Source organism: Amycolatopsis samaneae, assembly GCF_039541975.1.
Lineage (GTDB): Bacteria > Actinomycetota > Actinomycetes > Mycobacteriales > Pseudonocardiaceae > Amycolatopsis > Amycolatopsis samaneae.
The window spans coordinates 98,138-124,289 of record NZ_BAABHG010000004.1; the positions used below are offsets into that span (position 1 = coordinate 98,138).

A 26,152-nucleotide genomic window follows, 5' to 3' on the forward strand; every position below is an offset into this window, starting at 1 on the left:
CGCGGCCGTGCTGCCGCTCCACGGTGAGCTGTTGCGCCTCGGTCGGCAGGGCGCTCCAGCTCAGCACCTTCACCGGCTTGAACGACAGGTCGGCCGAGAACTCCTGGATGCCCTGACGGCGCTTGTGCGCCGCGCCGGTGATCGTCCTGATCTTGGTGAACAGGTGCGGATCGTTCTTCAGTCCGCTCAGGGAAAGCTGGTCGGTCACGATCTGCCGGATCCGGCCCAGCTGGAAGCGCACGATCGGATCGTGCTCGCTCAACCGCTCGAACAGGTCCAGCACCATGTCCCGCAGCTGCTCGTCGCCGAGGAAGTCGGTGATCCGCACCAGGTCGAGTTCGTGCCCGGCGCCCGGCTTCAGCGCGGCCGGGACGACGCCGAGTGCCTCGTGCGCCGCCACCACGGGTTCCTCGCGCTCCGGCCGCTCGCGGCCGGTGAGGTGCTCGGGCACGAGGAACCGCGCCGGGACCGTCTTGGTCAGCCCGCTCCGGTCCAGGTCCCCGGTGATCTCCCGCCACACCGGCAGCCCCCGGCCCGGCAGGCCGAAGACGAACTTGCGCAGCCCGGCGTTCTGCTTCCGCGAGGCGAACACGCGGATCGAGAAGGTGTTGTCCTGCTCGAAAACACGCATGTCGTGCTTGCCGAACTTGCCGTCCTTCTTCAGGAACGCGGCCAGCCGTCGATCGACGTGGATGCCGGACTCGCGGGAGAACTCCAGCGACCTGGCGATCTTGCGCTCCCAGGTGGGACCGAAGAGCAGGTACACGGGCACGATTCCCCAGCTCGAATAGATCCTGGCCTGGACACCGAACGAAAGGGTGGTCTCCGTGCCGCTCCGCTGGACGGACCCCTCCCGGTCCTTGACCCGCAGCACGCGTTCGAGTTCCTCGGCGGTGACCAGCGGCCCGTCGCGCACTTCACCGGAGACGCGGTTGACCACCACCTGGTACTGGTAGACGTGCAGGAAGCCCCGGTGCGTCATCGGGAACCGGTACTCGCCTTCGCGGGACGTGAAGAGTTCACGCACCAGCTCGTCCGAATCCAGCCGCTGCGCCAGCTCGTCGTTGTTACCGGTCAGGAGCTTCGCGCGCGGGGACAGGCCACCCTTGAACGACGCGTCGTCGAACGGGCGGAGGAACCGCTTCCGGCCCAGATACCACGGCCGCCGGAGCGGCAGCTGACGCATCAGCGGCATCGCCGTGTCGTAGAACCACTCGCCGACGCCCTCCTCGGGGAAGTACTCCGCCCGGTCGGCGACGGGACCCGACCACCGCTCCGAGTGCGCGAAGAACTCCCGCTGGTCTCCTCGCTTGAACTCGAAAACCGGTGGGGCGAGTTGCGTGCCCGCGCCGTCGTGCTGGTGCGCCGGCTGCCGCAGGCGACCGGTGACCGCGCCCCGCAGGGTCCGCCAGCCCCGGCCCATCAGCCGCACCTGCGGCTGGTAGACGACCGAGTAGGGGCGAGCGGGCCCGGTGGTCTCCAGCTTGTCCTTCACCGCGACCGAGCGGGACAGCGAGCCCGAGTGCTGGCTCGCGTGCTCCAGGCCGATCACGGTGCCGCCGACCACCGTGATCACCCCGGCGTCGCCACCGGCGCCCGCGGCGATCTTGAGCCCCTTCCGGTATTCGACGCCCGCCTCGTCGACCGTCTCGGCGTGGGCCCTGGCCGCCTCGGTGACCTGCATCGACGACTCGGGCGCGACCACGTAGTAGACCGGCACGAGACGCATTTCCAGCAACGTCACGTGCGTGAAGATCTCGACCCCGCCGCGGTTGGTCCCCCGGTACAGCTCCGGAGTGCGCCGGCCACCCTGCTGCGGCGTGGGATCCGTGGTCGTCACCGCCATCTCGGCGAAGTGCGCGCGGACGTCGTCCCGGCTGAGGAACTGGCGGAGGAACTGCCTGCCGTGCGACAGCCTCCCCAGCGTCTTGTCCAGCTTTCCACCGAACTCCTGGGACATCAGCGCGGCGATCTGCTCGAAGAAGTCCGGGCCGTTTTCCAGGGGATGGAGGATCACGTCGCGGACGACCGGCTTGCCGGGCAGGGACATCCCCGGCTCCAGCCGGTGGACCCCCGCCGCCGCCAGCGCCGCGCGGCCCCGCTCGTCCACCTCCCCGATCCGGCCGCCGGGCGCGTGGTCGAGCACCAGCGGGGCCGGGTCGGGCTCGATCGGCTCCAGGGAGGTCTTGAGGTTCACTTCGCCGAGTTCGGTGACGCGGCCGCGGTCGTCGGTCTCCGGCGAGACGATCACCCGGCCCTTGGCGTCGGTCAGGAAGAACACGTACCGGGCCGGCACCTGGAGGAGATGTCCCTTGTCCCCCTTGCCGACGCGGCTGTCGCCGTGCTCGTCCACGGACTTCGTGACCAGCTGCCGGTCCGGTTCGAGCCCGCCCTTGGGCTGGACCGTGAACACGGCGCCGGGCAGCGACGAGGAGGTGAGCGTCGGCGCGAACGTGTTGTCGTGCCAGGTGGCGTGTTCCGTCTCGAACTTCCGCTTGCCCTTGGCGACCGCCGTCATGGCCTCTCGCGCGCCGGGCCCGAGCAGCTTCAGGTCCGGATGCTCGAAGTCGAAGTACATCCGGGCCCACAGGACGTAGTGGTCACCGTTCTTGGCGGTGAGGAGCCGCTCCTTCCACTCGCCGACCAGCGGCCCGGGGTTGGTGAGGATCTGCTGCTCCAGCAGGGGCAGCCGCTTCCATTCCGCCGAGGGCAGGATGCGGCCCAGCACGCGGGTGACCGAGACCTGCCCGACCGCCGAGCCGTCCTCGGTGTGCCGCGGCCGGTGGTTCGTGCCGATGATCTCGCCCCCGGCGAGCGAACGGCTTTCCCGCAGTTCCGCGGGCAGCCGGGCGAGAACGTCTTCCGTCTTCAGCTCCGGCTTTTCGTCCTCGGCGGCCGAAGTCTCCGGATTCTCGTTGTCGTCGGTGCGGGCCTCCGCCGTGGTGGCGACGGGCCGCGCCGAACCGGACGCCTGGGGATCAGAACCGCGCAACCGCAACGATCCGAAGGCCGCCTCGTCCCCGGACAACGAGCGCGCAGGGGCGGCACCTTCCGGCTCCGCGCTCCGCAGCTCGCCGGAACCCGGGATCCGGACCGCCCTGCCCACATACACCAGTTCGGCGGGTTCACCGGGCACGAACCGGACCAACGGCTCGGAGCCGACCGCGTCCAGCTGGTGCTTTTCGACGATGTCCTGGTAGATCTTCCGCTGGAACGCGTCCTGCGGCTTCCAGTACATGTGCGCGCCGTGCTGGACACCGACATCACGATGGGTCAGCAGCCAGATGACGTCGTCGTAGGCCTCTTCCGACAGGCGCGTCCCGTCGTCCGGATACCAGGCGTCGAAAATGTCCAGGTCGCCCGCGACGAACCTGAAGTTCCGGTAGCCGTCGTCCTGCTGCACGATGCCGTCGACCACCCGGAACTTTCCGGATCGCTGGTAGAACTCCATGGTCTCGGCCAGCGCGGTGAACTCGACCCTCCGCAGATCGTGCCGGCGCATGACCGCGGCACGACGCTCCGGATCAAGGCTGTCGAGGACCTCCGCCGACGGCGTTTCCGGACGGAAGAAGCCGACCAGGCCGATGTGCTCCTCCCGCGCGCCCAGGTACACGTCGAGCGGGTTGATGGTCTTCGCCTTCATCTCCAGCGGCTTGGGAAGCGCGCCCCGCTCCAGCCACTTCACCGAGGCCGGGTTGGACGGCCGGACGTCCAGCGCGATCCCGAAGCGATCCACGAAACTGCGGATCCGCTCCTGGAAACGAAGGGGAATACCGTACTCGTTCGTCAGCCGCTCCGAAGTCAGCGGCCGGTCGTCGTTCGACCGGAACGAAGCCCGGGACGGCGGGCGTGGCGAGGGCGAGCGGGTGACCGGCCGGACGGAGTGATCGATGCTGTCCATCAGGTCCGGCACGAACCCACCGAAATCATGGGTGTCCACCTGCAGGAACGGCGCCGCCCGGCCACGCCCGGAATAGCCAGGAGTCACCCCGAGCAGCCGCGCGTCGCCGTCGCGCGAGCGCCGCCTGCCCCGCTCCGGTCCCGCCGGGTCCCGTCCGGCGTCACCGTCGCCCCGGGGCGGGCCGCGAAGGCGGAGCCTGCCGAAGCCCGGCTCGTGGACGAACTCGTCGTGGCCGGTGTCGAACACCGGGGCCCCGGCGTCGAGGGCGGAGCCGGAGCGGACGAAGGTACCGCCGTCGGTGACGACGAGGCCGCCCCGCTCGGTGGTGGCGGGCAGCTTCGTGGGTACGAAGACCGAACCCTGGTGCCCCAAGGACTTCAGCGTTCCGGTGAACGCGCGCTCGTAGTCGGAGCCGAGCGGCGCGCAGGCGAACGAGATCAGGTCGCCCGCCGGGTTCCAGCCGCCGACCCGCAGGCTCGTCCACACCCGCTTCGCCATCCGCACCGGATCACCCCCGGGGCGAGCCGGATCGCCACCGGCGTGGAAGTCCACCAGTACCGTCTTTTCCGGCCACTCCCCGGTCAGCAGCTCCGGTTTCCCCGTCTCCGGATCGACCCGCGCGTACTGCCGCGGCCCCGCCTCGCCGAACCGGCCGGCCATCGTGCCCGCGGCGGCCACATCCCCCGGCCTGCTGGGGAAGACGACCATCTTCACCGACCCGTCGGCATAGGTGTAAACGACTTCCCGTTCCTCCGGCTCCGCGCCGGACTCACGATCGGCCGGGCCGACCTCGCCGTCATCCAGGCCTCGCCGTCGCAGCGCACCGAACGCCTCCTCGTCCTCGGCGGAGGTCACCACGATGGCGGGGGGCTCGGCCTGACGGTCGGCGACCGCACCGGATTCCGCCCCCGTGGCCCGTCGGGTGCCGCCATCGTCCGGATCCCGCCGCTCCTCCTCCGGCGCCGTGGCCGGAGAGGACTCGGCCGCGGACCGGGCACGCGAGGCCGCCGCGTCGAACTGCCTGTCGAGCGCCGCGTGTGCCCGGTCCCCTGCCGTCTCTCCGGGTGCGGGCACCGAGTCCGCGGGCAGCGCGTCCAGTCCGCGTTCGCGCCAAGCGTCCATAAAGGACTGAACGCGTGCCATCGGCTCGGCCGACGCCCGGTCGAGATAGGCCAGGTGCGCCATCGCGTCCAGCAGGGCGTGCCGCACGGGCCGTGCCCGGTCGAGTTCGGCGGTGCCCATGTCCTCGCCGGGCACCACCGACCCGAGGACACGCAGCCGCCATTCCGCGATGTCCTCCGCGGACAGCGTGCCGAGCCGGTTCGCGTGCCAGGCCACGGTCGCCGGCCACGGCCTGCGCGCGGTGACGTCGGCGTCCTCGGCCGGCGTGGCCGGGCCGATCGCCGTCCACAACTGGGCGGTCAGCGCGTCGGCGGCCTTCCCGGCCGCTTCCCGCCCGGTCCGGCGGGCCTCCTCCCGTCCTGGACGCGCGTGCGGCGGGTTTTCCCGGTACCGGGGCGGATCCTCGGCCAGGGTTTCGAGCATCCGGCGGAGCGTGTTCCGTGCCTCGGCCGCGTTCTCGGCAACGGAGCCGCGGGTGGCCTCGTCCCACAGCGCGAGGAATCCCGGTCCGACCGTCAGCGCCCCGTGCGCGAACTGCCGGACGCGGGCGAACGGATCGGCCGCGTCCCGGTCGAGGTAGGCGAGATACGCGAAGACGTCGAGCGCGTGGGCCGCCGCCGGACGATCGAGGTCTTCGCTCCCGAGCGCGGTGCGCTTGGCCAGCGCGGCACGCACCCTGCTCCGCCAGCCGTCCGCGGTGTCCCGGGGCAGCTTGGCGAACTCCTCGAGCTGCCGGTTCCAGACCAGCGCCACCGCGTTCGGGCTGCCGCCGCCCGCCTCGGGGGTGTCCCGCCGGATCCCGCGCAGCGCCTCGTCTTCCGCGGTGCGGGCGGCCTCGGCGGCGGTGGCGGCCACGGCCCGCGTCATCCGCTCGTGCGCCGTTTCCCAAGCGGGTTCGCCGCGCCCAGGTCGTGGCCCGAGCCGTGCCGAGGCCAGCTCGGTGTGTTCTGCCGCCGGAGTCTCGTGTTCGGCGTCCAGCACGTGTGCCCACCGCTCGGTGGCCTGGCCCAGCTCGGTGTCGGTCTTCCCGAGCGCGGTGAACACGTCGTTCACCGCCGCCGTCGCCCGCCCGCGGGCGCGCTCGTCCGGCCGCCGGTCCTCGGGCGCCCGGCGCGCCAGCCGGTCCACCAGCCGCGCGGCGACGTCGGTGCCGCCGATCGCCCCGGCGTAGCGGCGGACCACCGGCCAGGGATCGCGCCGCCCCCGGTGTTCCAGGTACGCCAGGTGCGCGAACGCGTCCACCATGAGGCTCGCCGGGCCGGGCCGGGTGAGGGCCTCCCGGCTCGTCCCGGTGTGCGCGGTCACCCGGTCCAGTACGTGGGCACGCCACCGGTCCGCCACGTCGTCGGCCAGCTCGGCGAGCTGCTCGGCGTGTGCCTCCAGGGTGGTGATCCACGGCCGGTCCGCCATCGCGACCGGGTCGCCCGCCACCACGGCGGGACCGATCGCCGTCCAGAGCCACGCCGCCATCCGTCGCGCCAGCTCCGCGCCGCCCTGCTTCCCGGCGGCGGCCACCGCCAGCCGCGTGCGGAGGTACACCGCGGCCCACTCGGGATCGGCGTCACCGGGGTACCGGCCCACCACGGTCAGCGCCCGGCGGAGGTCGTCGTCGGAGACGTCGTCGTAGGGCCGGTCCAGGTAGCGGGCCCGCGACGCCGCCGCCCGCCCCAGCTCCGGGTGATAGGACGGCGGGACGTCCTCGTCGTGCCGTGGCGGGAGGTCGCCCCGGTCCGCGAGCACCGGGCGGTCGTCGTCGCGCAGGGCGCCGACGTGGGCCTCGTCGGGCTCGTACCAGGTGAGGAGGTCACGCAGGCCGGGGATGGGCAGGCCGAGGTCGGCGCGTCCCTCGCGAAGGTCCCGCGCGGCGTAGGCGGCGCTCGCCCGGACGGTGTGCTCCTCCGAGAGCAGCTGGCCCGCGATCACCGCGACCGCGCCGTCGTACAACCGGCGGGCCCGGTCGAGCGGCAATCCCTGTGCGGGCAGGGTTTCCGGTTCGGGTCGCGAGAGACCCAGATAGCGCCGCGCCCTGCCCTCGGCGTGGCCGTTGCGCACGACCGGCAGCGCCTCGTTCCAGCGGGACGCGCGCGCGTCGTCGGTTTCGTGCGTGATGTCCCAGAGCGTGTCTTCGAGCGCACGGTCCAGCTCCTCGTGCTCCCGCTCCGTGGTGTGGGGGAGATCGTTGACCCGGTACCGGTTCCACGCCGTCCGCACCGCTTCGTCGAACCGGGGCCACGCCGTGCCCGGCAGCGTGCCACGGACCGCGCCGATCGCCGCGACAAGGGCATCGCGGCCAGGGTGTCCTTCCTTCGGAAGCGAACGAAGCGTCTCGCGCGCGATCCGCCGTTCACCGGGTTTCGCCTTCGGTCGCCGCACGGCGTCGTCCATCGCCGTCTTCCAGGCCGTCGGCCGCTTCAGCAGCCCTCCCTGCACGTTCGCGTTCGCCCGCGCCAGCGCGGCGCCCGCCAGCTCGCGAGTGTGCAACCCGTTCTCGGTCCACAACCGGCGAACCAGCTCTTCGAACGCGGCCCTGCCGTCCTCCGGCGTGCGGTACCACATCCCGCCGATCAGCGCGGGCAGGTCCTCGAGCCGCGGATCGGGGTCGTAGCCCAGGATCTCGGCGGTGCGCCCGCGGTAGACCACCGCGGCGTCGGCGTCTCCGGTGCTGGTCACCAGCTCCGGCCACTGGGCTTCGAGATTCCGGTACACCCGGTCGACGGCGGCGTCGAGCTCGGGACCCGACAGCTCCGTGATCCGCGCACGCGCCTGCTCCCGCAAGGCCGTTTCGAACTCCTCCCGTTTCGCGGGGTCCGAGAGCGCCGAGTGGGTCGCGGCGATCTGCCGGACCAGCCGGTCCGCGGCGGCGTGCCCCGCGGGCGGGAGTTCGCCGAGCAGGCTTTCGGCTTCCTCGCGGAGTCGCGCGTTCCTCGCCCTGGTGTCGGCGAACCGCTGCCGCAGGTGCTCGTGGGTCACGAACTGCCGTTGCCAGTACAGGGAGAACGCTTCGGCCGTATCGAACAGGTGCTGCGGGTCGGTCACGGCGGCGTGCCGGGATTCCACCGCGTCCCACGGCTTCGCGAACCGGACGCCCGCCGCGAGCGGGAGCGGTCCGAACGGGGTCGCGCCGAGCAGTTCGTCCGCCGCCTCGCGAATGTCCTGAGTGGACTGCCAGGCCGCACGCGCGGTGCCGGTGTCCAGGTTCTCCCCCTCGGCGGAAAGCAGCGCCCCGGCCAGGGAATCCACCAGGTTCTCGCGCAGCGTCCGCCGCTGTTCCTCGCTCAGCCCGGTCCACGGCGCCGGGACCGCCGAGCCGAGCAGCGCGGTGGCGAGCCCGCGAGCGGTGCCCGCGTCCGCCGCTTCGGCGTCCGCGAGGGTCCGGACGTGGTCCGCGATACGCGGCCCGAACTTCGCCTGGAACCGCGACCACAGGTGCTCGGGCGACCCGGTGTGGCCGTGCAGCCGGTCGAACTCGGCGCGCAGCTCGGCCGCGATCCGCACGGCCGCCTCCTGCAGCCGGCGCGCTTCTCCGGCGTCCTGGCCCGCCCGGTTCCGCGCGTCCAGCGCGTGGGCCACGGTGTCGAGGATCCGCTGCCACAGCCGGCTTTGCTTCACCTCGGGGGGTCCCCGGCCCGCCACCGGCCCCGGGCGCGTCCCGAGCATCCGGGCCGCCTCGGCGTACAGCGGGGACAGTTCACTGCTCGCAAAGTGTTCAAGAGCCTGCTCCGCGGCGGTGAACTCGGTATTCCGCCGCTGTTCGAAGTCGGCGACCGCGGCCGTCACCCCGAGTTGCCTGTCCGAAGTGGACTCGCCGGCCGGGGCGGCCGGGTTCGCGGACTCGTCGGCGGCAGTGTCGTCGACGACACTGCCGTGTCCCGCCTCCCAGGCTTCGAGGACCGTGACCGGCGGCGCGAACCGCTTGCCCAGCGCGGAGAACTCCGCACGCAGTCCGGCCGCGACCTCCTCGGGATCGTCCGCCCGGTCCCCGGCGGACGTGCCGTCACCGGTCTTCTCGCGTGGCTGGGCGTGCCGGCCCAGCACCTGGGTGAGTACCTCGAACAGCGACCGGGCTTCGCCGTCCAGCCCGGTGAGGTCCGTCCCGGCCAGCTCGGCGACGAGCAGCCGGCGACCGATGTCACCCCACTGTGCCGAGGTCGTCCAGTTCTCCTTGACTCCCTCGGCGTCCCTGGTGAGCACGGCGAGCTCGTGCTCGGTCAGCTCGTCGTGCGCGGCCAGGTACCCCACCGCCATACCGAACTGCCCGAGTTCGGCGGGGGCCTCGGCCGGGCGCTTGTCCTCGTCCGGCGCGGGCCTGCCCAGCAGGCTCAGCCCGTCCCGTTTCCACAGCTTCCGGGTGCTCTCCGGCGCGTCACGCACTCCGTCGAGCGCTTCGGCGAACCGCCGCGTCAGCATCCGCGTCTCGTCGCCCCGGTTCAGGTGTGCCGCGACGACCGTCACCAGTTGCCGGCGCAGCTCCGCCTCGTGCTCGGTCAGCCCGGCCTCCGGGATACCCAGCAGCCGCTCCGCCGCACCATGCCACCGCCGTTCGGCCCGGTCGCGGTCGAGCAGTGCCCGCCACACCCGCTCGGCCGTCCCCTGGAACGATTCGAACGCCACGATCTCACCTTCGTGGGCATCTCCCCGGTAGAGCCGCTTGAAGTCGCGGCGCAGGACCCGCGCCAGCCGCTGGGCGGTTCCCCCCGGCACCTGCCCGAGCGCCTCGGCGGCCGCCAGCGACGCCACACCCGTGGCCAGGTGCCCCAGCGCCCGTCGTGCCCGCTCGGACAGCCCCTGCTCCGCGAGGTCCAGCAGGACCCGGGCCCGGTCGAGCCAGTGAGCCGGGTCGCCGGTCAGGTCCATTTCGGCGTTCCACCGGGAACTTCCGGTGAATCCGGCCACGACCACCCGGCTGATGCCGGGTTCCACGAACCGGGTGTGGAAGGCGGAGAGATCCTCGCGAATCTGGCGGCTCTTCTCGAGGACCGCGGCCGCGCTCGTGTCCGCGCCGGCGACGCCGGCCAGCTTCATGAGGTCCATGTCAACGGCGTCGAGCAGCCGGGCGTGGAGCTGGGAGGCGAGCAGACCGGCGGGCGTGTCCCTCGGTGCGATGTCCGTGCCGAGCCACCCTTGCGTGAGGTCACGAAGTTCCTTCGCCCCACGCCGGGACGCCCTCCGGACCAGGGCCAGCTCCTCGACGGCGGGACTCAACTGTCCATAAAGGACACCGGCGGCGCGCAGCAGTGCGCGCTGCGGTCCTTCGGTACCGGACAGCGCCGCCCGCGCCTCGTCCGCGAGCCGCCGGGTCACCGGATCGGCGTCGTCGTGGGAATCGAGCAGTTTCAGGACGTTCTCGAACGGCTCCGCGTCGGCGGGCGCGAGCGGCGTCGTGCCGGTGACGTAGTCGCCGTCCGCCGAGCCGTCGCCACGAGGCCGCTCCCCGTCGTCGGTGACCGGCTGGAACCGAAGCCCGGACGCCCCCCGCAACGACGGGACGACACCCCGTTGCATGTCGAAGTAGACCATCTCGCCGTCGGCGCCCGGCAGCACCGTGACCACGTGCGAGGTGCCCTCCGGGGTGTCGTACCGCAGGTGCCCGTATCCCCTGCCCGCGGCCGCCTGGAAACGGAGGTACTCATCGACCACCGCGCGGTCCCGCACCGGGTACGCCGCGCCGTACTCGTCTTCCAGCACCTTCAGGCGGACGCCCTTCGGCGGCGCCGGGTCCGCCTCGTGCACCCCACCGCCGGGGTCGGTGAAGGTCCGGCGGCCGGCGATCGCGGCCGAGAGACAGTTCGTGTCGTGTCCCGGCGCACCCGCGAGGTACCTCGCCTGGTTGACCCCCCGGAACTTCGCCAGGTTCCGGTCCACGTAGCTCTCCGCGTCCGCCGTCGAGCCGAAGTCCTCCTCCGCCCGCACCCGCACGTCCCCGGCGCCGGTGCCCTCGGCGTCCGCGGCTTCCGCCAGCGCCGCCAGCCGGTCCGCCAGGGGCGCGTCCGGCCGGTAACCGAGGGCCGCGAGGGGATCTTCCCCCTTGGCCAAGGCCACGCCGGCCTTCTCCACCAGGCCGCGCACCGCCTCCGGCGTCAGCCCCCGGTACCCGCTCTTCCACGACACCAGCGACGCGGCCAGCACCGCGTCGGCGAGCAGCGCGCGCACGCCGTCCCGGACCCGGGCAGCCGACTCCGGCAGGTCCCGCACCTGGAGATCCACCGCGCCCGCCAGCGCGCGCACCCGGTCGTCGCCGAGCACCGCCACCGGGTAGTCGCTCGCCCCGTCGCCCGCCAGTTCCCGCACCTGTGCGATCCGGGCCGCCGTCTCGGCCTCGGCCAGGCCCACCGACAGCCCGGCGAAGGTGTCCCGGTACCACTCCGAAATCTCGCGCTTCCCGGTACCGAAGGTGCTGGCGATGTCCCTGGCGAGCTGTTCGGCCGCCGCCCTGCCCTCGGCGCCGAGCCGGTGCGCGATGACCTGCATCGCATCGAGAGCGTGCCGCTGCTGGGCGGGGTCCTGCGCGCCCCACTCGTTGTGCTTGGCGTAAATCTCCACGGCTTCGTCCTGCAGTGAAGAGCGCTCCTCGTCGGACATCCGGCCCAATGCCGCCTCGGCCTTCCGGAGCCGCGAGCGCCACGCGTGGTTCCGGCGAATCGCCTCCGGCGTGGCGAACATCTTCGCCAGCTCCTCGAACCGCTCGCGATAGCCGCGCTGGTCCGAGTAGACGAAGTGACGGCCGTCGGGTGTGCGGGCCAGCTGCCCGGTGTCGTTCGTCGCGAAGTAGCCGTCGAAGGTGGGCAGGCCCTGACGGGACTCACCGTTCTCGGTCCGGTAGTCGCTGTGCGTGGTGTAGGAGGAGAAGTCGGCTTGGTAGTACTGGTGGAAGTCGGCGAACAGCCGCTGGATGGCGGTGGCGGCCTCGTCGTCGAGGTCGCCGCCCTCGTCACGGCCGGTCAGCCGCAGGGCCGTCGCGCTGAGGAAGTCGAAGACCTGCTCCTTGTCGTGCCTGCCGAGCAGGTAGTGCCCGAACGGGTCGGCGTCGATCAGGGTGACCGCGACGTCCAGCCCCTTGCCGGAGAAGAGGTCGCCATAGCGCCGGACGACGTCCACCGCGAGCCCGTGCTCCGGCGCCGCGTCGTGCCGGTACCACCCGTCGTACTGTTCCTCGATGGCGTCGATTTCCTCGCGGTACTCCCGTTTCTCCTCCTCGGAAAGCTGGGAGATCGCCTTCCGGTAGAACTCGCCCACCGCCTCGTGCTGCCGCTTGGCGTTGTCCTTTTCAATGTCGTGGAACAGGATCGCCTTCACCACGTCGTCGACCGGCAGCAGGCGTTCGGCCGACGCGCCCTCGGCCCGCACGAGCCGGAGGTACTGCCCGAGCACCATCTGCGCGTGCGAGTAGTAGGTGTAGCGCTCGTTCCAGACCGTGATCTCGTCGAACTTGTGCTTCAGCTCGGGAAGCGCCTGGAGCAGGGCGTCGATGATCTGCTTCGCCGACGCGTACTCGTCCCGCCACAACCGGGTGATCTCCGCGCCGATCCACCGGTCCCGCTCCCGCTGCAGGGGACGCAGCCGCCGGAGCTCGACGAACGGGTTGGTCCCGCGTTCCCCCGAGACATCGAGGTCGGCCCCGAACCGCGCGAAGTCGGTGGCCAGCAGGTCGGCGATGGCGCCCTGCGTCGCCAGCGGCGCGACCGTGCCCGTCATGAAGTCGTTCACCCGCGCCGAATCCGGCCGCAGGTCCGCCCCGGGGAGGTGCTCGGCGAGGAACTCCCGCAATGCGGCGAGCCGGGTTTCGAACGGTTTCAGCGCTTCACTGCGGAGCAACGCGGGCGGTTCCCCGGCGACGTCACCGTCGCGGAACTGTAACCACGTCGCGTGATGCCGGCGCAGCACCCGCGTGACGTGCCGGACGCGGATCGGGTTGGGGCGGTCGAGTTCGCCGAGAGCGGGCCACGGGTTCAACACGGAGGCCGACGTCAGCTCCGCCACGCCGGGCGCGCCCAGCCGCTCCAGCAGTCCGTCCACGTGCTCGACGTCCCCGGCCCAGTCGCCGCGGACCAGCCCCTCCCGGCCGGCGCCCGCGGTGTGGGTCCGCAGTGATCCCGGAACCACCTGCCGCTCCAGCCAGCGCAGATTGTCCTGCGGCACGGTGAACTGGTTCGGTCCGAGGCCCGGCCGGATGTTGCCGATCTCCCCCGGATGTTGCCCGGGGTAGTCCTCCTCCGCCCGCGCGTCCCCGCTGATCTCGGTGGCCACCGCGACCGGGACCAGGTACGACCGGATCACCGGTGGCATCGCCGACCGCCACGGGACGGAAGCCCGCAGCTCCCGCACGGCCGCCGACCACACCTTCGCCGCTTCGAGCGGGCGCCCCACGAACACCGGCAGCGGCTTGCCGTTCTGGCCGCGCAGGATGGTGACCCGCCCGCTCACGGGGTCCTGGTGCACGTCGCCGATTTCGGCGACTTTCGGCTCTCCCACACTCAAATGCGGCGCCTGTGCCTGGGAAACCACCGTGTACAGCCGCACGTGGGGTTCGCCGTCGTGCATCTCCACCTCGAAGTCGCCGCGGTGCACCGGCGGCGGAAGCGGCCCTTCCTGTGGTGTCACCCGGGAGGCGAGGTCCGGCCGGTGCGGGCCGGGATAGCCGACCTCCTCGACGCCGACGACCGGGCCGGTGTCCTCCTGGTCCCGGTTCCCCTTCGGCGCTTCGCCCAGCAGCGGCGGCGGGCTCTTCGGGAACTCCCGGTAGTGCGGGTTCTCCTGGAAGGTGACCGAACCGTCGTCATTACGCCGGTAGACGCCCTTGATGAACTCCCGCCTGATCCCGCCGGGGAAGACCACCTCCTGGAACCTCGGCACCACCCGCCTGCCGTGCGTGGCGACGAGATCGACACCGCCGGGGGCGTCGATCAGGTACTGGTACGGCTTCCCGCCGTAGAACATCCGCGCCCGGCTCGTCGACACCAGCGCGTTCCCGGAGGCGGCATCGACATGGACGTCGTACAGGCTGCCTTGCATCGTGGGCTTCCACGGCGCCATGCCGTGCTCGAAGATCACGTCCGGATCGCGGTCGTCCCCGCGGGTCAGGAGTTCGCGGTCGACCCGCCACAGCACACCGTAGGGCCCCGCGGAGTAGAGGAACGGCTTGAGCGTGCCGGGATCGACGGTGAAGATCGCCGCGGCGAAGGCGTCCGACGGGGGCACCGGCGACACCTCCCGTCCCGGTACGTCGTGGAGGACGGACTGCTGGTGGAACTTCGCGTCCGCCGATTCCTCCAGCCACCGCGACGCCACCTGCGCGTCGAAACGGCCCAACCGCGCGAAGTGGAAGTAGTACCGCTCGAACACCTTCCGCGCGGCCAGCAGCCGCCGCGCCACCGCTTCGACGTCCGAGGGCACCAGGTTCTCGACGGAGCGGGCACGCAGCACGCGCACCTGGTCCGTCAGCCACCTGATGTCCCGTTGCAGCTCCAGCCACACCGCCCGCGCGCCGGCGTCCCCGGCCACGGTGCCGAGGCCGTCGCCACCGCGGTCCACCCGGATGTCCGGTGCCCGCCGGATCAGCTCCTCGAGCGCGTTTCCCAGCCACTCCCGCTGGGACCGCAGGCGCGGCCCGGTCTCCTCCGTGGTCACCGGCCGCTCGGTCCACGGCAGCTTCACGTAGTCGTGAAGCGCGTCCTTCCCCTCGGTGGCGAGCCTGTTCTCGGCCTCCGCCCACTCGTGCCGCGCACTCACCTGACGACGCAGGCGCTCCCCGTCGGGGACCTTGGCCCACACCTCGTCCGCCTGGCCGAGGAGACTGGCGCCCAGATAGATGAACTCCTTCCAGTCCTTGGCGGTTCCGGGCCGGTCCTTGCCGTCCGCGCCGCGCCAGGTGCCGACCCGGCTCGGGACGTCAGTCAGGTACTGCTCCGCCTCATAGGCCAGGATCTCGTGCTCTTCCTGCTCTTCGATGGACTCGTCGTCACTGCTTTCGTCGCTGTGTTCCGCGCCCGCCCCACCGGTCAGCAGGGAGTCGGAATCCCGGCGTTCGGGTGCTTCGCCGCGCATCGGGGTCGCGCCGGTCCAGGGCAGCGGAGCGAACTGGACGATCGGATGGTGCTCCCGCGTACCCATCCGCGCGAACTTCACGTCGAGGAAGTTGACGACCCCGCGAGGATCCTTGTACACGGTGATGAAGTGCCCCTTGGCCTTTCCACCCCCGAGGAACACCATGCCCGCGGCCCCGGCCGGCTGACCGCGCATGTGCTCCGCGATCCGCTCGAAGGTGGCATCACGGAACTTCACGCCCGCGAGCTCACTCGCGTAGTCCACCGCCGTACGCCCACTGGGGCCCGCCACATAGGTGACACCGTCCATCAGGGAGAACGATCCCTGGATGTTCACCTCGAAGCAGTCTTCACGCTCCGAGAACGGCGCGATGCCGCGCAGGTGATCGAAGAACTCCGCGAAGTACGCCTCTTCGTCCGCCGTCGAGCGGAAGCTGTTCCGGAACACCACCGACCCGGCGGGCAGGTTCCTCGCCTGCCGGAAGTCGAGCGCCCCGTCCGGCTCCGCGGGCCTCTGCCCGGTGCCGCCCGCGCCGCCAGTCAGCTCCGGGCGCTCCTCCGGGGCATCGAGGCGACGACGCAGCGCGCGAGCGGCGTCGTCGTCGGCGAACCGGTCGTTGTCCGGCTGGGCCGCGCGGAGCGCGTCCGGGTCGGCCAGCAGCCGCGCGACCGTGCCCTCCACCGCCGCCGGGGTCATCGCGTCGGCGCCGTGGAGATGCGCCAGGAAGGCGAGCACGTCCAGCACCGTCCGGTACCGCGCCGCCTCGGCACCCGCCGGGCGCGGCAGCCATTCCAGCGCCGCCAGCCGCAAGGTCTCCGCGTGGGGCAGCCGCGCCAGTCCCCACCGGGCGGTCGCCACCAGCCGGTCCACCCGCATCGGCCCGGCCGAGGTCCCGATCGGCATGACCTCCGCCAGCAGCCGCCGCGCCCGGTACTCGGCCGCGCGGTGGCCACCACGCCGTCCCGCGTCCGCGACCGCGTCCACCAGTCCTCTGTGGAGCGTGGTCCACGACGCCTCGCCCGCCGTCTCCGGGCGTGACACCTCCGGCCGCGGGCCGATCAGCTGTTCGGCCTCCGCCTCCCAGTCGATCCCGGCCACGACACCGGCACCCTGGCGTTCGCCCAGTGCTCGCAGGTGGTCGAATCCCGGGGCCTCCGGCGTCCCTTCCCGCAGTTCCCTGGCGAGTTCGGTGCCGGCACCTCCCCTCGCGAGCTCGTCGACCACCGCGTGCAGCATGTGCTGGTACAGCTGCCTGGCACGGTCGAGGGACAGACCGCCCCGGGTGAACCGCCGCTCGTCCAGCGGGCCGATCAGCTTCTCGGCCCTGCTCAGCTCGCCCCAGCGCAGGTGCCGCGGGTCGAGGCCGTCCAGATGCGCCCGGCCCGCCGCCGCCCTGCCCGCCCAGTGCCGCTCGAACCGCTCGGCCAGCTGGTCGAGGCCCGGGCCGATGATCTCGTCTTCCTCGTAGCCCGGCAGTCGTACGCCGTCGTCCTCGTACCGCGGCGTCGGATTCCTCGTGGTGAACAGTTCCCGCAGCCCGGTGTAGCCGGTGCCTTCCCGCAGCCGGGTGAGGACACCGGCCGCCCGTGCCCTCGGGTCGGGCCCGAGATCCAGGTACCGGCTGACGACGTCCACCATCCGCTCACGAAGACGCGCCACCTCTTCCACGCCGAGCCCGGCCGCCCGGTCCCCGCCGATCAGGGAGTCGATGAGCGAAGCGGCCTCGCGCCGCCGTTCCGCCGGATCCACGTTGAGCGCACCGGCCCCGGCCGCGAGGTCGCGCGCCTCCCGCTCGAGTTCGTCCAGCATGTCCTCGAAGTCGGCCACCAGATAGGCCAATTCGTGCGTGCCGGCCTGCCGCAACCGCTGGTCGGCGGCCTCCTCGTCCACCGCGTAGCCGGTCCGCCCGCCGGTGAACGGGATCCCGTCCCGCTGCCAGGAGCGCACCCGCTCCGCCTCCTGGCGGACGAACCGGGTCTGCTCCCACGCCGCCGCCGTCCATTCCCCGAATCCCCGGACGCCGAGGTAGAAATCGGCCAGCCGGGCGGCCAGCAACGTAGTCAGGTCCTCGTGCAGCTCCGTCAGTTCCGGGCTTCCGTCTTCGAAGCCGGGCTCCCGCACCGGGCCCAGCATGGCGCTCGCGTAGTCCCGGAACAGCTGTTCGCGCCGCGCGGGCAGGCTCTCCAGGATCTCGCTGGCCGATGCGAATTCGTCGTTCCGGCGCTGACGGAACCTCCGGAGCAGCCCCGTGCGCACGTCGTACCGGACCAGGTGTTCGAACCTCCGCCGCAGCGCGCGGGCGGCCTCGGCGTCGAGATTCCCGCGTACCCCGGCCTGGCCGATCCGCTGCCAGAGGCGCTGTTGTTCGCTGAGGCTCGGGCCGCGTCCCTGACGCGGGAACGGCTGGTCGCCGAACAGCTCGGCCGCGCGCCGCGACTCCTCCGCGGTGAGCTCGGCGGTTTCGGCTTCCGGCGGTATCCGCTCGTCCAGTTCCGCTTCCAGCGCGGCCAGGTCCGCCGCGAAGGGCTCCGACTCGAGCCTGCTCTCGGCCAGGTCCTCGAACGAATGACCGAACCACACCCTGGCCAGACCGTCCGAGTTGAGCCAGTGCTCGACGTGCCGCACCACCGGAGCGCGACGCTCCCAGGCCTCCTCCGGATCGGCTTCGGCGAGGTCCGCGGCCAGGAGGTCGGCCAGCCGCCGGTACACCAGAACGCGGCTCGCCCCCACCGGGCCGTTGCCCGGCTGACGCAGCGGGCCCAGCATCGTGCGGCTCTGCCGCCGCCGCTCGCCTTCCACCGGCCTGCCGGCCAGCGCCGCGTCGAGCTCGGTGAGCAGCCGCGTCCCGGAATCCTCGCCCAGCAGCCGGTCGTACCCGGCACGCAGCGCGGCGCCGTATCCGGCCCGCTCCTCCCTCGGCTTCCCCGCGACCGCCGCCGCCATGGCCAGCCACAGCCGTTGCTGGTCCGCGGAGCTCAGGTCGACCCCCCGCCTGATCTCCAGCGACTTCCCCAGCGCGGCCACGGCGGACTCCCACCGCCGTCCGGGGTCACTGTCCATCGCCAGCGATCGCTGACCTTCGCGGATCTCCTCGTGCAGACCCGCCTCGAACTTCGCCGCGGCGAACCGGATCCCGCTCTCCTCGGCCCGGTACCGGAGTTCGTCCCGGTTCTCCGGAGCGAAATCGACTCGCGGCACCCCGTCCCGGTTGAACCAGTTCTGGAGGTCGGGCAACAGCGAGCCGTCGAGCAGCCGGTCGATCTCCTCCGCGGCGTCCTGCCGCGCGTCGTCATCGGCGGCGTTCACCCAGTTCAGCCGCAGTCGCGCGAGCAGTTCCACCAAGCGGCCGTGCACGAACCTCTGGTCCGCGTCCCCGGTGCGCGCCTCGCGCAACGGTCCCAGTACCGCCATGCTCCACGCCCGGGTGTCGTGCTCGTTTCCCGATACCGCGCTGTCGTTCCCGGGGTCCAGGTGGTCGATACGGGCGAGCAGGAGTGCGGGTTCGCCGAAACGCCGGACGAGGCGGTCATTGGCTTCGCCCCACTCGACGTCGAAGAAGCGTTCCTCACGAAGCTCGCGGAAGGACGTGCCGATCGCCTCGGCCAGTTCGTCGACGTCGCCGGACTCGCGCTGCTCGTCGTCCTCGGCGGCACTTTCGGCCGCCTCCGTGTGCCCGAGCGCCATGGCCAGCTCGTCCACCGTCGCCCGTTCCCGGTCGTCGAGGTCCGCGCTCCAGACGTCGTTGAGGAGGAACCTTCCGTACGCGCGCTGGGTTTCCCGTCCCTCCCGTACCGCGGCTTCTTCCTCTTCCTGTTTCACGACTCCGGCCGCGGTCTTCAGGGATCGCTGGTAGCCGGTGAACTCTCCCCAGTGCTGCCCGCGAAGCCGGTTGAGCTGATCGTCGGAAAGATGCCCGGCGTAGTGCGCCTGGTACAGCTGGGCATAGCCGGTACGCATCGCCTCCGTCTGCTGCCAGGCCGAGCGGATCATCGACCATTCGGTCCGCCCGGTCGTTCCCGCTTCCGCCATCCGCATCAGGGAGGCGGTGAGCACATCGGCGAGCTGCCGGTGGAGTTCGGCCAGCATCCGCCGGTCGGGCGTTTCCGCGACGTCCGGCCGCTGGCCGAGCAGGGTGCGCGCGATCTCCGGCGCGTGCCGCACCAGCCAGTTCGGCGACTGCGCGACGTGGTCACGCCCCGCCAGGTAGGAGTCGGCCCCCAGGACCAGGGAACGCCAGCCGACAGCCAGCGCGTAGGCCTGACGCTGGAACTCGCTCCCTTCGCGGTGCTGAACGATCTCGTCGCGCGCCGCCGCCCTCGCCGGGTCGAGGGAGTACTTCAGCGACACCGGGTTCAGTCCGCTGATGAACTCCGGACCACTCGAACCGCTGGTGCCCGAATCGTCGCTGTCGTAGCCGTCTTCGCCGTCGTGGTCGCCGTCGTGGTCACTGTCGTCGTCCGAGTCGCGCGGAGAACCCGCCTCGTCGAGGTCACGGAACTCCAGCTCGATCGCGTGCTCGTCCGGGAACTTCCCGTCCACGGCAACGTGTTCCCGGAGTTCGTCCTCGGTCAACGGCGCCAGCTGGCGGTGACGGCCCCAGTTGTTGGTGTAGGACAGGCTCGGATACGCGTATTCCATCGCCTGCATGGCTTCGTGGAAGGTGTGGTGCCTGCCCGCGAGCATGTACCCGAGGATGCCCAGCCGCACCAGCGGCAGATCGAGGTCCACGCCGTTCCCCTTCAGGAACCCGGCGAAGCGGATCAGTTTGTACGCGGTCGCGGCCAGGCCCGTGCTGATCAGCCCGCCCGTGGCCTCGGCCTCGCGCTGCTCGTTCCCCGCCATCTGGACCATGTCGGTACTGGACGCGGTCTTCCACGTCAGCCCGTCATCGTCCAGCACGTAGCCGGCTTCCCTGGCGGAGAGCGGCGGACGCAGCGACGCCGGGTCGAGGTCGGTGCGCAGCTTCTTCCCGCGCTCGCCGCGGAGGTCCCACCGCTCGTCCTCGGAGAGGTGGGCCCACCGAGGATGCCCCGTAGTGGGTTCGCTGACCCACTTGTAGAGATCCGTGGGTTTCCGGAAAGGACGTTGCGCCCTGATCGCCGGGAACCGCTTGGGCAGTTCGGGAAACATCTTCTTGACAAGATCGAAGAACGCCAAAGTGTCGATGAAGTGCATCCGCTCACGCAGGTTCCCCGAGCGGACGACCTCCTCGTCGTGCACGCCTCCACCGGTATAGCCCATGTTGGCGTTGGTGTCGGGACGCTGTTCCTCCGAATGCGCCTCCAGCGCCTGTTCGGGTGTCACCAGATCCCACACCGCGGCGGCGAACCTGCCCATTTCCGCGGTCACGTCCGGATGCACGACGAGATAGTCGCCCAGCCTGCGCTCGAACTCCTTCGACCGCGCCGCGTATTCGTCGCGAGCGTCGAGCCGGATCGGATCCGGCAGTTCGTCCCGGTTGAGCCCCCGCAGCCCGGCGTAGTCCCCGCGCAACGGCGTACCGGGCCGGACCTCGTCCGCGATCCGCGCGCCCTCGACCAGATCCCGCGCGACGCGCCTCGCGACGTCCAGCGCGTCCGGTCCGATCGGCGCGCCGGTTCCGCCGAAGCGGGCCAGAACGTCCGCGGGGTCCACGAGTTCGCCGACCCGCCGACGTGCTTCGTGAACGTCGTCGATGTCGTTGTGCAGCAACGAAAGCACCTCACGGCGCACCTCGTCGACGAGCAGTTCGTCCAGCTCGCTTCGCGGGCTGGGGGCCGCCGCGCGGCTCGACACCACCGCCTCGGCGGTGTCCGGGGCCGTGCCCTGGAAGTGGATCCCCTCCCAGACCAGGTCGATGACGGGAACGTCCCTGACCTGTTCCCCCATCGTCCGCAGCTGCGTGGACAGGTTGGTGCGGAAGACCTGGCCGCTGTCCGGGGCCGCGCCGACGCCGTGGAGGTCCACGCCCAGCGCGGTGGCGGCGATGCCCGGTGTCACGAAACCACCGGGGTTGTCCCAGCTGCCCAGGCGGGCGATCTGGTACGCGACCGACTCCGGCGTGCGGTCCGACCCGAACCGGGCCAGCTCCTCGTCCCCGGCATAGGGCCTGCCATCGCGGTTGGCTTCCTTCGCCTGTTCGATGGCCTCGGCCAGCCGGGCGTATCCGATCTCGTGGTCGGCGTCGACGTCGCCGCCGAACAGGTCCGGATTGTGCAGGTACTGCCGGACGAACTCCCTGGCGAACAGCTCACGCGCGCCCGCCACGTCCGGCGTTACCCCGCGAGCGGCCAGCATTTCCGTCCAGTCCAGCCCGCGCGCCCACGCGGACTGTTCCAGCGCGTGGGGAAGGCAGTCGCCGTCCGGTGGGGTCCGCGACAACCGCAGGCCCAGCTCGCGCAGCCGGTTGTTCCGCGCCTCGTCCAGATCGACGGCGGGCGGCCCGGTGGCCTTCTTCGGCTCCGTCTTCGGCGACGCGGGAGCCTTGTCCGCCACCGGAGCGGGCGGGGTCGTGTCGCGGGTGGACTCCGGGTCACGTCCCACCGGGGCGAGGTCCGGCTCGGTCTCCTCCAGCACCTCGGCTTCCCGGTCTTCGCCGAGGGGAGCGGTCTCCTCCTCGGCGATCGGCGCCAGCGGGGTCCGGGCGCCGCTCGGCTCGGTGTCCTCGGTCACGGGCCCCGTCGGCGGCTTCAGGCCGAAGTCGGCCAGGCCGCGGGCATCGGTGACGACGAAGAACGACTCGTCCGCGCCGGTCCTGATCGGCTCGTTCCAGGCCGCCGGTCCCTCGATCAGGTACTCCGGGGTGAGCCGGTAGTGCGGGGCGGCGAGCTTGACCAGGTACCACCGGCCGTCACCGGCCGGACGATCGCGCTTGGTCGTGTGCTCGCCGTTCGCCTCGTAGACGGGCACGCTGCCCAGCGGGTTGGCGAACTCGAGCGGCCCACCGGCCGCGGTCCGGACGTTGCTCTCGTTGATGGACATCGCCCGCACGTCGGCGCCGAACGACTGGACGGTGTCGATCGTGACTCCGGACCTGTGCTCGATCTTCTCCCGCTCCGACCCGCCGGCCGTGACCGGGTCGTCGACGATCCCGAGGACTTCGACGCGGGAGAAGTCGGCCTGGATGTCGACGTGCCGCAGCACGTCGCCCGGCGTCCGGATCCGGTACCCCCGCGCGCTGACGAGCGCGGCGAGGTTCGCGCTCAGCTGCGCGACCATCGTGCCGATGACCAGGGCCTTGGCCGCCTCCGGGCCCAGCCGGGGCCGGTTGACCATCCCGGTGACCTGACCGGTGAGCAGCTCCGTGACGCGGTCGTCGAGCCTGGGCTTCCGGAACTCACGGTAGACGTAGACACTCGTGTCCTTGCCGAATCCCGGCGGGAGGCCCTGCTGCCGCCGCCACCGCAGCCAGGAACCACGCCGCACGCTCAGCGGTTCCAGGGACCTGAGCGCCAGTTCGTTCTTCGAAACGGTCGAGCGGCCCGCGCCCGGCAACGGGAACCGGTGCACCCTCGGCGCGCCGAACTCGGCGACCGACACCGGCAGCCCGACGGCCTTCAACGCCTTCAGGTAGGTACCGGGCTCCGCCTTCGGATAGACCTCCACGATCGCCCGCAGATCGTGCAGGAACCGCTCGGCCTCGTCGTCCTGGGTGCTCAGTTCGACGGTGACGGTTTCTTCGACCGACTCACCGTTTTCGGAGTTCCGCTTGACCTTCGCGGTCACCAGGATGTTGGTCAGGTTGCCCGGCCCGGTCGGCCCGTTGGCGTTGTAGAAGAGCACGCCGCCGCTGCCGGCGAGCCCGGAGGTGGTGGCCACGGTGTTCGACCGCCCCCGCACCGTCTCGCTGCTCCTGACCTCGGACACCCCGGTGATCGTGTCGAGGTACTCGCCGGGGCCCGCGATCAGGCGCAACCGGAGAAACTGCTCGAACCGGTGCTCACGGGTGAGGCGGTAGTTCACCATCGAGTGCCCCCCGTTCATCGCCGCCGAGACCATCGCCTCGGTACCGGCGAGGCCGAGCTGCGAACTCACCCGGTCGATCATCCGCTGGGTGAACTCGCCGAGCGTCCTGCCGAGCCAGTCCGGCTTCGGCTCGGCGTCCGCGAAGGCCCGGGAGAACAGCTGCGCCGCCAGCTGGGAGATCGGATTCCGCTCCGCCCATTCCCGCCGGCTGTACGCGGACCATTCCCCGGCCGAGGCGTCCAGTGCCTCCCGGAGACCGGCGAGCAGCAGGGGGATCGTCCTCGCCGGGTCGTAGAGCTCCATCGTCCCGACGCCGCGGCCCACTTCGGCGGGCACGGCGGGGACCAGCGATTCGGCCGAGGTCCCGGTGCCTCGCTCGTCGACCGGGTCGACGGGGTCGCCCGCGTCGTCCAGGTCGACGACGCGGGGAGACGGCTCCTGCTCGGATTCCCGCGAGCCGTCGAGGCCGAACGGATCCGTCAGCACCCGGGTCGCCTCGTCCATACCGCCGGTGGCGAACGCGTGCGCCACCACCTCGCGCACCTGGGCCCTGGGCAGGCCGGCGGGCACGCCGTTGTCGGCCAGCAGGCCGTCGGCCGTGCTTCGCAGCCCGTCCCCGGCGTCCGCGTCGAGGCCAGCCAGGTGGGAGCGGGCGCGCTCGACGCGAGCGGTCCAGTCCCCCGGCGCGGCGGGCGGGACCCGCTCGCCGGTCGTGCGCTCCTGCCGTTCCGGCCGTTTCGGTGTCCGCTCCGGATGCACCGCGGTGTACCGTTTCCGGTCCTCGGGGGCGAGCCGGTCCACGCCGTCGCCGGTCAGCCTGCCCACCTGGTGGATCTCACTGGCGGGCACCCAGACCGTCACCGCGTCCGGCACGTCGACCCAGCGGGACGCCTCGTAGGCGGGCCGGTCGTGCCACATGTTCCAGATGTCCAGCAGCGACCGGCGTTTCGTGGTCCGCACCCGGTAGACCCCGTCGTACCTGACCTGGTACTGGCGTTCGCGGTGGGTGCGCCGGTGTGATTCCTTGACCTTGTCCTCGGTGCCGTTCCCGTTCGTCCGCCGGACGTCGCCGGAGACGACCCCGCCGGGGCCGACGTAGGTCACCGGCGGGATGGCCATGAGGGGCGCGCCGAAGACCTCCACGTCGGCGCCGTAACCCCTGTCGTCGGCGTTCTTGATGTCGACCGTCGCGGACTGCTCCCGCGTGACCTCGCGCTCCTCCACGGCCCCGACGATCTTCGCGTTCTTGAGGCGCAGCGACAGCTCGCCCTCCCCGGACAGCTTCCAGCGGCTCAGCAGGCCACGCCTGCCGTACCGCTCGAACCGGAACTTCTCGCCGACGGTCATCGACCGCAGCCGGGCCGTCTGGTGCTCACGGCTCTCGGCGATGTCCAGGGTGGTCAGCGCGGCCGCCGGTGATTTGGCGTGGCCGGCGGGCTCGTCGAACTCCTTCGGCGGTCCCCCGAACAACGGCCGCAGCCACACCTGCCACCGCGCGAACGACGGCGCCCGCAACATCTGCGACAGCGCGGTCGCCGGGCTCGGGATCGGCTTCTTCTCGATGATTTCGGGCGTGGTCGGCAGGTACGCCTCTTCCTCCCGCCGCGTGGGCCGGGGACGGGCGTCCCACGGGGTGTCGGCGGACTTCGTCGTCATCCCGGGGAACCGGCCGGGTACCTCGGACGCGGTGACCTCGACGAGCATCCTCGGCGGCTTCCCGGCTTCCGGGGCGCCCGGTTCCGGCTGGGTCGGGGCGAGCCGCGACCACCGGCCGTCGGACAGGACGTCGAGCGTCGTGGGGTAGAGGAACTTGTGCTGCGGCCCCTCGCCGGACCGCCGGTACCCGCGGTCGTGCGCCTCCCCGATCTCGGTGTCCGCCGACGTGGACTTGGTTCCCCTCGCGTGGAACTCGAACCAGTTGAACATGCCGACCGCGGCGGTCACGATCCCGTAGGCGAGCCCACCGATACCCGCCTTGGTTTCGGTCGTCTTCCGATGGCCCGTGCTCTGCTTGAACCCGCCGGTGAGGCTGGTGTCGAGCCGCCCGCCCGCCGCGGACACGAGCCGGGCCCCGGTGGCGTCCAGGTTGGTGCGCACGCGCTCGTCCGGCGCGCCGTCGTACCACTCGCTGATCGGGATCCGGAGGCCGTTCCTGTTCAGCGCCAGGTGTTCCGCGTTGGCGTGAAGGAAGTTTTCGATCCGGCGGACCAGCACCGGCAGGTCGTCGGTCGCGATCGGGCCCCGCGTCCGCTCCGGGCGTGCCCGGACGGGTGCCCTGTTCTCCAGCGGCACGTCCTCTTCACCGGACTCGCCGGGGCCGCCGGACCGGCGCGGCCGGTACTCGACGAGTTCCACGTCGTCGGTCCGCGCCGGCGAAGAGGTCTTGGCGGCCAGGCTCCGGCCGAGCCGCTGTGCCTTGTCGGCGCCCACCCGCAGCACCGAGGAGCCACCGATCACGCCCTTTTCCTGTAGCCGCTGGGCGATCTGGACCGCCCACGTCTTCGCGGTCAGCGTGGGCAGTTCGACCTCGGCGTTCTCCCGGTAGGGCACGTCGTGGGCGCTGGCCCCCACCGGGTCGTCGGCCCGGTCGGTGGCGAACCCGGCCCTGTCCTCGCCGTCCCGCGCCTCGCGGGTTTCCCGGTCGGACCTGGTGAGCTGGTCGAACTCGTCGATCTGCCCGGGGCGCGAGGTGGCCTCCGGCTCTTCTCGCTCCCGCAGGATCGCCAGCCCCTCCACACTGCCCGTCGGCTCGACGGTCCTTTCCCGGCGGGAGAACATCTTCGACCACCACCCGTCGGCCGCCGGCGCGTGGTCCTCCACCCACACGTCGAAGAGCACGGGCGTCCGCAACGAGGTCACGGACTCCTCGGTGGTCAGATCCCGCGAGAACTCCGTGAACGGCGAAGCCGAGTCGCGCGAGGCGTCCGTGACCGAGTGGTCGATCACCGGTCCGAGCGCCACCCCGGTGACCGGCGCCGCGAACTCGCCGACACCGACCCAGAAGCCCCAGCCGCCCGTCACGGTCCCCGTGTCGGTCGCCCCGACCGCCGAGACGCCCTCGGTGTGCCGGGTCCGCGCCGCCCGGGCGACAGGCCACGACCGGACCGCGGTGATCGGCCCCTCCGGACGGCGGATCCCGACGCG

Annotated in this window: 1 protein-coding gene (only partly in view); it reads right to left on the minus strand. The window is 71.8% G+C overall.

Every position in this 26,152-nt window falls within one protein-coding gene, locus tag ABD987_RS11085, for a toxin glutamine deamidase domain-containing protein, read on the minus strand. The gene is 76,521 nt long; 20,165 of those nucleotides lie to the left of the window and 30,204 to its right, leaving coding positions 30,205-56,356 in view, spanning codon 10,069 (complete) through codon 18,786 (partial); reading right to left, the first codon wholly in view occupies positions 26,150-26,152. Both codon boundaries (start and stop) fall beyond the window edges.